This window comes from Stenotrophomonas sp. Bg11-02 (genome assembly GCF_002836635.1).
GTDB classification, from domain to species: Bacteria; Pseudomonadota; Gammaproteobacteria; order Xanthomonadales; family Xanthomonadaceae; genus Stenotrophomonas; species Stenotrophomonas lacuserhaii.
Genome location: NZ_PJAY01000057.1, coordinates 1 through 12,482, shown reverse-complemented (window position 1 = coordinate 12,482; position 12,482 = coordinate 1). Strand labels below are relative to the sequence as shown.

The following is a 12,482-nucleotide window of genomic DNA, read 5'->3' as shown; positions in this document are numbered from 1 at the left end:
GCGGGAGCATAGGCCGGGGCAGTCTCACAGCCCGATACGATGGTGCGACGCTCTCTTCCGATCGCGGTGACACCCAGCCGACCCGCGCTAGTAGATCGGCTTGGCCTGTTCGGCAAACTCAAGGATCGCCCCAGTGTCGGAGACATCGACGACCTGCACGCCCCTAGCCATCAACTCGGAAGCAACATCTCTCGCGGCCTGCTGGCGTTTGTTAATGTTACCGCCGTCGGCTGGCCACCCAACCGCGAACAAGGTCCGGCTCGGAAGGCGCCGCCTTTTCTCCAGACGCGCAATTTTCGCGACCCACGGGTCTCCGTGTTCAAAGATTTTATTTGGCTCGTCTTGACCAAGAAACAGAGGTTTGATCGCGACTTTCGGAGCATCTGGATTTATCGACACAAATGGAAACTTGACGTTGAATGTATCGTCACCCACCGTTGCGTCGCTGAAATAGGGCTTCAGCCTCGCGCCAACCAGCAGGTGACCCACTCCGTTTGTCAGAATTTTTTCGTGATATTCCTTCGTGGCAAAGTCGCGCTCAATGAATCTCTTGTAGAGAGCATCCAACGTAGCTCGCGGGCTTTCACCCAAGATGACTCGTGCAGTGCTGAACGTGACCAACGCCTCTCTCGGACGAGTGGCGCTATCGAACGCGAAGCTGGCGTCGACCCTTCCTTGCCCGACCTCTACTGCCATGCGATCAATCTCAGCCTTTACGTACTTGAGTGCTTCTCGATAAATACGAGGACCCAAGCCTTGGAAGAAATCAGTGACCCGCTGAGTCCTGTTCACCGGAGAGAATCGGGCACCGAAGAATCCAGTCCCGGGACAGGACACCACGATACCTACGTTCGCGAACTCTCCGGTTTCCGCATACGGCACGAACCTGACGATGACATATTGGCAGGCGTACTTAGTTTTCATGCCAGCCTCCAAAAGGTCTCAAGGGTGCAACGCTCCAACATTTTCAGCCACGCCGCATCGTCAAAATCGGTGGGAATCGTCTGCTCTTCGTCGTAAAAAAGCCACTCTGCTGGGACTTGCTTCCATGCATCCACCCATACTCGATCTAAGGTCTCTTTCAAGCGAGACTGATAGTTCGCCATCTCGACGAGATCTTCGCAAAGCCCGGCCCACTCGCCGCCGAAGATGTGTGTCTCGAAAAAAAGCTTCTCATCGAATTCAGGATCAAAGGCCAGGTTGTGATCGATTACAACCAGTTCCCCAGAATCAGTATCGAAGAGCAAATTTGGATTACCGTCCTTTTCCGACAGAGTTCTATCCGCGTTCCTTACCCACCAGTCAAAAACGAGAATATCGCGTCGAAGTGCCTTGGGAAGCGTTGCAACCGAACCAAAGCTGATCCAGTTCAGTCTTTCCACCGCCCGGGACGCGAACACCCATCCTGCGCCCAGGTCACGGCCTTCCGGGTGCCACTTAACCAGTTCAGGTGGCGCATAAGCGATCGCGCAGCGCGGAAGATTTAGACCTAGCGCTGCAGCCAGATGACCAGCCATCCATTCACAAATCAGGCCGCGGTGGAGGGCCGCATGCCCTTTGACGTAGTAGAGATCGTCGTCTGCACACCTGCACTTGAAAGGACGCGTGCGGCCGTCACTGCTCCTGTCAGAGATCTCGGTGATGATCAGCGGGAGCTCCTCCATCGTCAAAGCCCCCAAACCGCATGTTGCATTGCGTTCGTCCTTCGCCGGTTCGCTGGCCAGCCTCCGAGCTAGCCCAGTGATCCTAACTCCACCCGGCCGCTTTCGCCAAGCCCACGCTTCCCAGCGCATTCACGCGGGCGTCTGATGTCGGTACATCGGTGAGACGTTCATCAGGGGCGCGGGTCGCCCGTTGCCGCGTGGCCAAGGTGAGGGACCGCAATCCGGGTCAGATCCTCCAGTCCGAAGAGCTCGTCGCCAGTGGGCGCCACTTGGCGCACAACGAACCTGGACCAGTCCTTGCCAACCGCGCCGCGCAACTCAGCGGGCTCTGACGGCAGCATACGCATTGCCCAGTAGGGGAAGTGCCGGTGCCCGGTCCGCGCCCGGCCCAGCTCCACCATTCCTGTGTGGCTGCGGGAGTTCTGCACCCTGCTGTAGACCACCGCGATGCCGTCCTCCGGCCCTTCCAGATACTGGAGGAAACGAGCGCCGTCGAACAGCAGCAACCCGGTCACGCCAGCTTGCTTGTTGAACTCGGCTGCCTTTCGGGTCAGGTCGTCCACTGCATCCAGGCCCAACCCGGGCACCGCCTCGCTCGTGTAAGCGATTGCTTGAATCGGCATTTCCGTGGCCCCTACTGCCTTCCTTGAATCCCCCCGCGCGGCAGCATAGCCCACGCGCGGACATCACGCGGCGGGCCTTATGGTCGGCGCATGTGCGGCCGTTTCGTCCAGACCCCCATCTTCAAGCTGACCAGCTCGGCCAGCCCAATCTGGCCTGGGACCGCCAGAGCTGCCGCCAGCTGCAATGTTCCGCCTACCCCACAGAGCGCCGGCCATCCTCGACTTCGTCATGGCCGCCATGGTGCAGACCAGGCGGGGCGGGAGCCGATACAGAAGTAACGGCAGCTGACTGAGGCTGTAGAATCACCGCACCAGCACTTCCGAGAGCCCCATGACCCAGCCCACGGACCAGATCCTCGAACGCTTGGCGACATGCGAGTTCGAACTCCAGGCCGCACGTGGCTACATAAAGGCATTGGAGTACGGCTTGCATGCGGTCATCGCCTCACACCCTGCCCCGGCGGCCTTGACCGAGCTGTGGTCGCACCTGCTGCCAGAGGTAGCAGATGCGCACGCCGGCGGTGCGACGCCCTCTCCCCTGTTTGATGCCGCCTTCAAACAGGCGCTGGCGGGCCTGACCGAACACATAGAGAGCGCGGCAGACCGGCAGCCTGGCGCTCCTGAGAAGAGCTAAGCCGCCGCCTGCACTCGCTTCACGCTTCTGGTGGTAAACAGTCGCGTCATTCCGCCAACGCCCGTGGGCTATGCACTTCTTCTGCGTTGAATACGTCGACACCTCCGAAGCACTGACGACGGGCAATCTCTGCCTATCCATCTTCTGCAACAGCTGTGGTCAACGTCAGGTAGATCGGGTCCCGGCGGGGGGCTCCGTTATGATCGAGTGCATCGGATGCCGCTCAACTCAGCCACTGGCGCACGCAAGATTTCTTCCCAGCCATAACGCACATTAGCTGGGAAGCGGTTGGCCCAGCACATTGCTCAGGTCGAGCTGCGTACCCCGGCCGCGCAGCACAGCGTGGTCCTGGATCCACTGCAGCTTTTTCGCCACCTTCCCGCGCAGCACCTTCTCGTGGCGCAAGGCCCAGAGCTCGCACCCGTGCCGACCGGCATCGAACGAGCTGCACGGCCTGAGCAGCAGCGGGGCATGCAATCCATCCTCGGGACTCAGCCTGGCCAGCCAAGACCCGTCAACCCTCTGCTGCATCGAGGCCACCTGTACTCCGTGCAGGAATAACCCTGTCGGCAGCGTGTCCAGATGGCACCGGGGCTTCCAGCAGAAGCCATCGGGCATTGAGGTCAGGGTCTGGGTGTCGGCGTCCATGGGGCGGGAGCATAGGCCGGACCAGTCTCACAGCCCGATACTCTCCGCTGGCCTCAGGGGACAAGGCCGGTCAACCGAGTAAGCAGCCGCCAAGCGGGGCCGGGGGCCTGCAAATGGCCGGTGGCGTGCTACCCGTGTGTCTCCAGTCTTGGCGCACCGCGTCACCTTGCTATGTGAGGGACTAGGGTGGAAGCAAGCGCTTCAACTCCGTGATGTCGCGATCCTTCATCCAGAAGTGGCCGAAGGACGAAAGAGCCCCAGTCCTGACTAACAAGTCCATCCAGCTCGGCGCGCTCAACTGAGAATCTGCGCATCGACCAGTAATGAAAGTTACGTCGGCCGCTCCTGCCGCGACCGAGCTCAACCACGTTGCTATGCAGTTTGGCATTCAGAATTCTGCTGAACACTACTTCCAAGCCATCTTGTGGTCCTTCCAGATACTGCAGGAATCGAGAACCGTCGAATAGCAGCACGCCAGTAACGCCTGCCTGCACATTGAACACCGCAGCTTTCCGCGCGAGCCATTCAACCTGATCAGCACCAAGGCCTGGGGCCGCGTCACTTGTATATGTGAGTGCCTGAATTGGCATTTGGTGTGGCGTTGGGAATCGCGGATGCCAGACTATAGCTCATCGGCGTAACCGCAGCTGCGCGCCGTCAGCCGCATTTGCGGCTGATCGTCCAAGCCACCGGCTCACTGTCGAACCGGACACATCGGCTAGGATTCAGCCCACGGGGCTGCCCAACCCTTGGTGGCGGGTAATCAATTCGTCCAAGTAGTCCACAGCTGTGGCGCGCGCCCCGCTGCCCCTGCGCACGAAGCTGTTCCAATCCGCTGCCGCAAGGCGGCGTAGCTCTGCCTTGTTGGAATCAATCAGCGTCATCGGCCAGTAAGGACTCACGCGGTTTCCAACCCGGCCTGCGGCCAGCTGCATCACATCGATGTGGCTTGAAGCGTGGAGCACCCTATCGTAGGCCGCCCGCAGCCCATCTTCTGGACCTTCCAGATACTGAAGGAACAGCACTCCATCAAACAGCAGCAGGCCGGTAACGCCCGCGATCGTATTGAATCTCACGGCATCCTTAACAAGCGCGTCGAGCTGGCCGCGCGGCAGTGCAGCTACCGCTTGGCTTGCATAGACGAGGGCGCGAATTGGCATACATGCTCCTAAGCTAACTACGCACCCTACTACAAACATGAACGCCTTAATGTGACGGAGGCCCGAGAGGGCTCGGACGTGAAAGCCGCGTCACCTTCATCTGGCAGCGCGGTGACCAAAAATGCAGATTTGCGACGGCGGACTTCACGGACACCGGCATAGGGTTGCGGAGTTACCACGGTTGGGATTGCGTATGACGAACACGGGCTCGTTCCAGATCCTGTCATTCGAGATGGTGGGGGTCTCGGGTGCTGACGACGAATTGGTTCATTCAGTCACGGCGCGCTGTCATCAGTGCGGACATGTCACGACTATCACTGATGGCGCCATACATCACCTCGCAGGTGGGCTTGTGATTCAGTGCGAGCAGTGTGACAACAGACAAGCGCTGCCGAATGCGGGCTTGGCCCCCTCACGAATAGATCGTCGAAGGGTGTCCTAGCAACGCGCGGAGGGTTGATCACGCCACTCGCCCGGCCTAATGCCAGACCCCGTACCGCCGCGCCGCAGCCGCGCATATGAAATGCTTATCCTGGACCCACAAGCCATCTAGAGAACGATTCGAGATGCCTTCGGTTCCCCTGCCGGGCCTGCTTACCGGCGCTGCTTCTTTCTTCGGGAAATCAGCCACGCCACAAGGCTCGCCAGAGATAGCAACAGGGCAAACGCGGCGGCGACAGTCAGGATCGCGATTAGCGCGGTCACGATTCAGCCCTTTGGCCAAAAAGCGTTGCGCAAGTATAGGCAGGCAAGGCGTGCAGGCGACGTTTCTTTTCGCGCCCTCCAAGCAGCGGTTTTTCGCGTTATTCGACGCCACCATCTGAAGTGATGCCATCAACCGCCCTGCATATCGCGAATCTTCAGGCTACTGAACATACCCTTCAGCGACACCGAGCTTGCCAGCGGCACTGGCGTAGTGGAGGTCGCCAATTCTTACCCATTCCTACAAACCGGAATCGTCGACTTTCTTCCCGGAACCGCACCCTCAGCTAGTGCAAAACCTCAACCATCAATGGTTTCCTGAGCTATCAGGTCGAGTGCGATGTGCTCGGCTCTAAACAGAACATCGAAGCACGCTCCCTTGGCGACCGACGACAAAACGCGACGCTTACCCCCCTCCACTTCAACGGAGATAAGTGACCAACTGCCGTCCGCGAACCGCCAAAGTTTGGCCGAGTATCGTCGATAGTCGGCGCCCATTCCGACGTCCATCTGGATATCAACTATCTCGTCATCTTTACACAAATCTGCCACTATTTGCTTACCAATCGATGCACGCCTGCACTAGCGTCCGAGCATGCTGAGTGCGAAACACTTAGAAAAAAAATGGGGACCTACCCCGGCTGATCCGCTGAAACTCGGCACATACTTAGTCCCTATGGTTCTTCCGCAGCACCATGCGCACCATGCGCACCTAGGGCGTGGACTGAGAGCCAAGCGGTTGCATAAATTACCACTATCCCACTGATAATTAGCATAGATTCCTGAACTGCTCAGCCTCGGCAGCAGCGCTGCTGGTCGGGCGTAGCCGATTACTCTTCCTTCTCCGCACGCTCGTCAGTGCCCACGAGTCGAGTTGGCTGATCGGTGCCGATGGAACAACGTGCCGGATTCGCTTGCGGCCGTTGTTTAAACCTTGCTACGCCCTTACGCCGCCTCTTCGACGGGATCAGCCAGCGCCTGTGCCTGGTCCGTCGGCTCCTCGACCTTTACCGCCTCAAAGCGATAGGTGCAGCCGACCTCGAGCGGGGAAGACACGACCAGCGGCACCGTCATGGTGAGCTGGGGCGCGCCGATGCTGGCCTCCGGCAGGAACTGCAGCGTGGCCACGCCAGGCTGACTCGCGGACTCGGTGCGCTGGTTCAACGTGGCCGCGAAGCTCATGGCGGTCGACGCGCCACCGGTGCCGCCATCACCTGGTTCAACCTTCACGGCTGTCCAGTTGTAGCGGGCGCCGACCTCCATGGCTGCGGCGGTCGCGGGTGCCGTGGAGAGGGTGAGCTGCTGCGTGCCGATGGGCTGCTGCGGGACGAACTGCAGCACGACCACGCCGCGCTGGCCGGCACTCTCGGTGCGGAGGTTCAAAACGCTATCGAAATTCATGTGTGCCACCTCTTGGAAAGGATGGGCCGCGCATTCGCCGGCGGCCCTGCAGCGTTACTGCTCGATGGAGACCAGCGACAGGCTCTGGGTGACGTTCTGCGTATCGAAGGAGCCCGACTGGTGGGTAACGGTTCGCTCGCCGTAGTCGGCGACGATTGCCCGGTATGTACGGCGAGCGGTGCCGTCGCTCTGGTCGTTGAGCGTGTACGACCCCGACCAGTACGACTCGGCGCTATCACTGCCGTCGAGCTGGTTGAAGATGTTCACGTCACCGCCCACCGTGAACTGGACCCACAAGCCTTCTCCCTGCCCTTCGACCTGGCGGAACACCTGAATGACGGCGTAGTTGGAGCCGCCACCGGCGACGAACCCGGTGTTTCCACCTGCCCACTTCGTCCGGCTGATGTTGCGCTGGAAGCTGACCACCACGTTCTTGTTGCCGCCGTTGGTGTCGAAAGGCCCCACCTGAACGTTGTTGCCCACGGTCTGAATGCTGGTGGACTGGTTGGCGTTACGACGCACACCGGCCGCCAAGGCTCCGCCCCAGTAGGCATTGCCGTTGACGTCCATCCACATCGTGGCAATGCCCTTGCTGGCATTGCCGGCGCCCACGTTCGGACCGAAGTAGTCCATCAAGCCGTCTGGACCGAAGCCGTTGCCCACGATGCGCTGAACGTTGCCCCGCCAGACTCGGAGGTAGCCGTCGCGCAGCTCCAGACCGTCGACCGCGCCCGGGCTCAGAACGTTCAGCACGCTGGCCAGCAGGTTGATCTCGCTGGACGTGCCGTCGTTCTTGATCTGCACGCCGCTGATATTGCCGTTCACGTCGGTCATCAGGTTGATGCTGGCGTGGTCCTCCGAACCACCAGCGGACCAAGGTGACGGCTGGGTCTGATTGTCGGGAACCTGTTCCAACATCGGGCGAACAGCCCACAAGTACGGATCGCCGCCGAAGTCCGCATGAGCCCGGGCACGCCAGCCCATGCGGACGGTGCGCGTGGTCGGTGGTGCGATCTGTGACACGAACTGGCGCGGCATTTCGGCCAAGGACGGGCTGCCGCCCAGTGAGTAACCGACTCGCTCAGGGTCGGTCCACTCGCCCACGTTGTTGCCCGCATTGTCATAGAACGCGAGATAGCAGCACGCAGCGCAGCGATGGCCATTCAAGTACACCGATGCGATGTAGCGCTTGCCCGGTTGTGCGGCAATCACATTTTCGTTCGCCACCAGACCGAAGCGGCTCTGCCCGGCGGGCGGGAAACCCGGGCCACGAAATCCCAAGCTGTTCATTCCCTTGGGCCAGAACCCGGGGTCAAGATAGTTCTTTTCGATTTCCTGATAAAACCCGTTGTCGTTCCACAGGAATCCCCACGGCTTGCGTCCGGCTTCGGAGAATGACGCGTTGGTCAGCAGGTTGCCACCGCCCGTGATGTTCGCGCTGACCTTGGCGTCCAGTTCGATGACGGCGGATGCGTTAGCCTTGCCAGCGATAGCCGCCTGCGCCTGATTGATCTGCGTCGTGTGCGCGTTGAGCACGCCGTCAGCGGCCTGTACCCACGCGTTGGTGGCCGACAGGCCATTGGCAGTAGCATCGGCGACCGAGCGGGCAGCAGCAGCCGCAGCGGCCGCATCGGCAGCGGCCTTGTCTGTCACCGCAACCCACGCAGAGCCGTTCCACCGCTTGGGCGTGTTGGCGTTCCCGGTGGTGTCGATCCAAAGGTTCTGCGCCAGCCGATCCGCCGCAGCCGGCGCAGCCGACTGATACAGCACCTTGCCCTTGGCCCCGGCAGCGTCAGCTGCAGCCTGGGCAGCGGCCTGAGCCGTTCCGGCCTTGGCGTCGGCGGCGCCAGCAGCGGCGCTGACCGTGGTGATGGCCTGGCCCTGCGCGGTGACGACGCCGTCGATCAGCGAGACCCTGCCGTCAAGCGTGCTGGTAGCCTGCGCCGCTGCCGTAGCCGTCTGCTGAGCGTTGTAGGCCTCGGTCACGTCCATCAGCACGAAGTCATCCCACAGCAGCTGCGTGGCTGACGTGGTGGCGGCGGCACTGTTGAGCTGCAGGACCGCGCGGTTCTTCCCGGCTGCCACCCGCACGTACCCGCTGACCTTCGTCCACTCGGTTTCAGAGATGGAACTGAGGTTCAGGGACTGGAAGTTCGGGTAATTCTGGGCCGCACCGTTGTCGCTGAGCTGGAAACGAAGCTGCACCGCGCCCGCTGCCGGGCCTGTCCGCTTCGCCCACGCTTCGCAGTAGTAGACCCGATCGGGCGAAACTTCGAAGTTCTGCAAGGAGGTGCTGCGGACGTTTGATGCAAACTCGATCTGCAATGCGTTGGCGCCCGTGCGCCCACCGGCAACGGTCGTCGCCCAGCTGTGAATCACGGTGCCCACGGGGCGCAATTCGAAGCTGCCGTCCACCACCATGTTGCTGCCCGAGCGCTGGGCGCGGTCAAGACTGACCTTCGCAGCCGCCAGATCCACCTGGACGTTCGTGACAGCAGTGCCCTGGGTGGCCACCGAGCCTTCCAGGCCGGTTACTTTCGTCAGCAGCCCGCTGGTGGCAACCGCGTTGGCTGCGACGCCAGCGCTCAGCTCGCCTGCCGACGGCACATAGCCGGTGGCCAGCTCACCGACCTGGACTTGGATGTTGTCAGTCTCGAACCACTGGTCAGGCAGATTGGCCGCGTAGACCCGCACGTACATGTTGCCGTTGGTCGCCTCGGCAGGCGGGGTCATGGTGAAGACCTTCCGCTCCCACGATTCGGAAACAGCCCACGCCGCACCGGCTGGTGTCCCGGAATAGCTGATGATCCCGCCGTTGGCGTCGCGCCAGGCCATCTGGAGGAAGACGCGCACGCCGCCGTTGCCGCGCACATACGCCGACACGGTGAGCTTCTTTCCCCCTTCCAGCCGGAGCTGCTGCACCGAACTGTTACTGACGATCTCGGAATAGCCTGTCGCCATGTTGACCATCTGGATGCGCAGCGCTTTTGTGCTGTTCGGCAAGGCCGAGTCGACAAAGGAGCGCGACACACCGGTCACATTGCCTGCAGTGTTCCACCCCTGCAGACTGCTGGTTTCAAACCCGCTGTTGCCCAGCAGGTTGTCACCGCCGATGTTGCCCAGCTGCGACTGCACGGCAGTCATCGCCGCGCCCTGAACGCTGATCAGGCCGTCATGCACGTCCACACGCCCGGTCAGGCTCTGCAGGGACGCGTTGGACGCCTTGCCCGCCACATCCTGCTGGGTCTGGGTCAGCGCCGCGCCCTGGGCCGTCACCTGGCCTTTTACATTGGTCACCTCCGTGGTGAGCGCGGCGGTGGACTGGGCATTGGCCGCGACCCGGTTCTGCAGGTCCCCGATGCTGCCCGGGGTCTGCACGACCACATCATCGATCAGCACATAAGCGCTGGTGAGCGGGCGGATGCTGCCGGCGGCAAAGCGCAGATAGAGCTGCTGCGGGTTGAAGGTGCTGGGCACGATCCAGGTGTAGGACCGAGATGCCCACACGCCGCCGACCGCATTGATCCAGTTCGACCAGCTTTGCACCCACCCAGTCGGGTTCCCCAGGCTGGGAATGAACCCGACGGTCACCGAATCGGTGCCGGTGATGTCATCGCTGCTCTTGGTCCGGAAGGTGACGGTGATGCTGTCGCCCGGATTTACGGTAATCGGGGTTGCGTTGACCACCCGGATCGATCCCGCGCCCGAACGCAGCGCTTTCTCGGCCGGATCCCAGCTGAAGGAACTACCTGCACCCGACGCGGCCCAGCCGGCGACGTCCGAATCAAAGGTGCCGCCCGGGATGGCATTGAAGCTGCGCAGCACCCCATCCAAGCCGCTCTTGACGTTGGTGATTGACTGGGCGTTGACGTTGTCGCGCTCGATGCTCGCCCGCTCAACATCGCTGACCGATGCCTGGCTGGCCAACTGGCCATTGCCGGCCGGCATGCGCCCTTCGATCAGACTGGTGCGCTCGGTGATGATCCGGTCGCCCTCGATGCGGGCGGAGTTGACCTGCCCGATCATGCCCTGCGCGGCCGCGGCGTCATTGCCGGCATAGTCGCCGCGCAGCTGCACCGCCAGGGTGTTGCGCTGGGTCGCCTCGGTCGCGTCAGCGGTCTGGCGCGCAAGGGTCTCCTGCTGGACCAGCGCAACGCTGGCGCCAGGCGTCGGGCGGCCGATGCCGATGTAATCGAACATCAGGTAGGCGGTCGCCGTCTGGTTGCTGGCCAGCGACAGCCGGATCTGCCGGATGGGCGAGCCTCCATTCCACGGCACGTTGTCCACGTCGAAGGTGGCCATGCCGTTGGCGTCGAAGTTCGGCGCCGGGATGGTCACCGACTTGGCGGTGTTCCAAGTCGTATCCGCGTTGGTGATCCACTGGACCAGGCCGCGCCAAGTCGGGGTGCCCACGCGCTGCAGGCGCAACTTGATGAAGCGGTACGCCGCGCCGTCCACCGCCAGCGCCGCCGGCGAGGTGATGTACGGATTGCTGGCCTGGTTGGCCGGCCGCAGCCAGCCGTCCACGACGGTGGGCGTGCCGTTGCCGGTCCAGCCCTCCACGGTGGTGTCGAAGTACCAGACCTGCTTGCTGTCGAACTGCGTGCCGCTGCCGGCGGCGACCGACGACACCTGCCGCGCCAGCGACTCGACATCGCTCTGCCGCGCAGTGGTCTCCACCGCGATATCTGCCCTCCAATCCACCTTGGCATTGAGCAGCGCCTGGATCCGGGCAGCCTCCTCATCTTCCACGGCCTCGGCCACGGCGACCACGCGATCGCGGACGCTTTGCACGTCCGCCAGGCGCAGGGCCGATTCGTTGACCAGGTTGACCTGCGCCTGGGCGAAGGCAGCCGCCCGCTCAGCAGCCTCGGCAGCGTCGCGCGCAATGCTGTCGGCGCGATCGCGGTCGATCTGCTGCTGCTGCTCGACCTGCCTCTGGATCTGCTCCTCGAGCGAGCCCTCGATCCCGCCGATCACCTCGCCCAAGTTGGCCTGCAGGGTCTTGGCCAGCACCCGCATGCCGGCGGAAAGCGTGCCGGCGGTGTTGCGCGACCGGCATGCAAAGGTCCACTCGCCTGCCGGAGGCAGCACGGCTTCAAAGGCCGAAGCGTGGTAGCCGTCGTCGCCGACCGGCGTCATGGCATCCCAGTCAGGGGCGGACACGGTGCCAGCGATGTAGCGGATCTCGACGCCGGCGAAGTTGGCGGACTGGATGGTGTCAGCGAGGAAGCCCCAGGTGTAGCGGCGCACGCCGCCGCTCAGCTGCTCCACGTCGAAGATGTCCACGAGCACCGGCGGGGCGTCGGCGCCCCGGGTCGTATAGATGACCGAGGCAGCCACACCCGCATTGCCATCCGGGCTGTAGGGACGCACGGTGACCGGGTAGGTGCCAGCGCCCGGAATCCGCCACGTCGCGGTGCGGGTCACGGTCCTGGCCACTTCCTCGAGCGCCGCGTTGCCGTCCAGGTCGGAAAGCACCACGGTGTCGCCCACCGGGCCGGTGATGGCGAAGCTGGCCTGCAGCTCGGTGTACTCGGTATCACCCTGCACCACCTGGCGCTCGGTGATCTTCAGGTCGCTGGCCACCGGCCGGGTCTGCAGCAGGGATTCATTCGGATCCCGCACGTACTCGCCGGTCTTCACGTAA

General features: G+C 62.5%; 10 protein-coding genes. 1 reads left to right on the top strand and 9 read right to left on the bottom strand.

Features of this window, described 5'->3' with window-relative positions; all coding sequences use genetic code 11:
* Nucleotides 1-87 precede the first annotated feature (87 nt).
* The 3 genes from CXG43_RS09335 to CXG43_RS09325 all read right to left on the bottom strand — a co-directional run bounded on the left by CXG43_RS09335 (nt 88) and on the right by CXG43_RS09325 (nt 2,287).
* A complete protein-coding gene (locus CXG43_RS09335) occupies nt 88-924 on the bottom strand; it encodes a DUF3037 domain-containing protein (RefSeq protein ID WP_101099720.1) in 837 nt (278 codons plus the stop codon).
* Nucleotides 921-1,664: a HipA family kinase gene (locus CXG43_RS09330; protein ID WP_101099719.1), complete on the bottom strand. Its 744-nt coding sequence runs from the start codon at nt 1,662-1,664 to the stop codon at nt 921-923. The genes CXG43_RS09335 and CXG43_RS09330 overlap by 4 nt, the downstream gene beginning before the upstream one ends.
* A gap of 170 nt (nt 1,665-1,834) precedes the next feature.
* On the bottom strand, nt 1,835-2,287 hold the full coding sequence (locus CXG43_RS09325) for a BLUF domain-containing protein (RefSeq protein ID WP_101099718.1): 453 nt from the start codon (nt 2,285-2,287) through the stop codon (nt 1,835-1,837).
* A 331-nt stretch (nt 2,288-2,618) separates the two neighbouring features.
* Between CXG43_RS09325 and CXG43_RS09320 the strand changes: the two genes are divergently transcribed.
* Complete coding sequence (locus CXG43_RS09320) at nt 2,619-2,921, top strand: hypothetical protein (protein ID WP_101099717.1); 303 nt, start codon at nt 2,619-2,621, stop codon at nt 2,919-2,921.
* Nucleotides 2,922-3,194: 273 nt separating this feature from the next.
* Here CXG43_RS09320 and CXG43_RS09315 read toward each other — a convergent pair whose 3' ends face one another.
* The 6 genes from CXG43_RS09315 to CXG43_RS19125 form a co-directional block, all read right to left on the bottom strand.
* The gene (locus CXG43_RS09315) at nt 3,195-3,569 is read right to left on the bottom strand and encodes a hypothetical protein (RefSeq protein ID WP_101099716.1); all 375 of its coding nucleotides are present in this window, start codon (nt 3,567-3,569) and stop codon (nt 3,195-3,197) included.
* A gap of 161 nt (nt 3,570-3,730) precedes the next feature.
* The gene (locus tag CXG43_RS09310) at nt 3,731-4,159 is read right to left on the bottom strand and encodes a BLUF domain-containing protein (RefSeq protein ID WP_101099715.1); all 429 of its coding nucleotides are present in this window, start codon (nt 4,157-4,159) and stop codon (nt 3,731-3,733) included.
* A 135-nt stretch (nt 4,160-4,294) separates the two neighbouring features.
* Nucleotides 4,295-4,729: a BLUF domain-containing protein gene (locus CXG43_RS09305; RefSeq protein ID WP_101099714.1), complete on the bottom strand. Its 435-nt coding sequence runs from the start codon at nt 4,727-4,729 to the stop codon at nt 4,295-4,297.
* 1,002 nt (nt 4,730-5,731) lie between these two features.
* The gene (locus CXG43_RS09300; protein WP_157825288.1) at nt 5,732-5,929 is read right to left on the bottom strand and encodes a hypothetical protein; all 198 of its coding nucleotides are present in this window, start codon (nt 5,927-5,929) and stop codon (nt 5,732-5,734) included.
* Nucleotides 5,930-6,376: 447 nt separating this feature from the next.
* Nucleotides 6,377-6,832, bottom strand: a complete 456-nt coding sequence (locus CXG43_RS09295; protein WP_101099712.1) for a hypothetical protein — start codon at nt 6,830-6,832, stop codon at nt 6,377-6,379.
* Between the two features lie 54 nt (nt 6,833-6,886).
* Nucleotides 6,887-12,460 carry a carbohydrate binding domain-containing protein gene (locus tag CXG43_RS19125; protein WP_232767707.1) on the bottom strand — a complete coding sequence of 1,858 codons (5,574 nt, stop codon included), beginning with the start codon at nt 12,458-12,460 and terminating at the stop codon, nt 6,887-6,889.
* Nucleotides 12,461-12,482 lie beyond the last annotated feature (22 nt).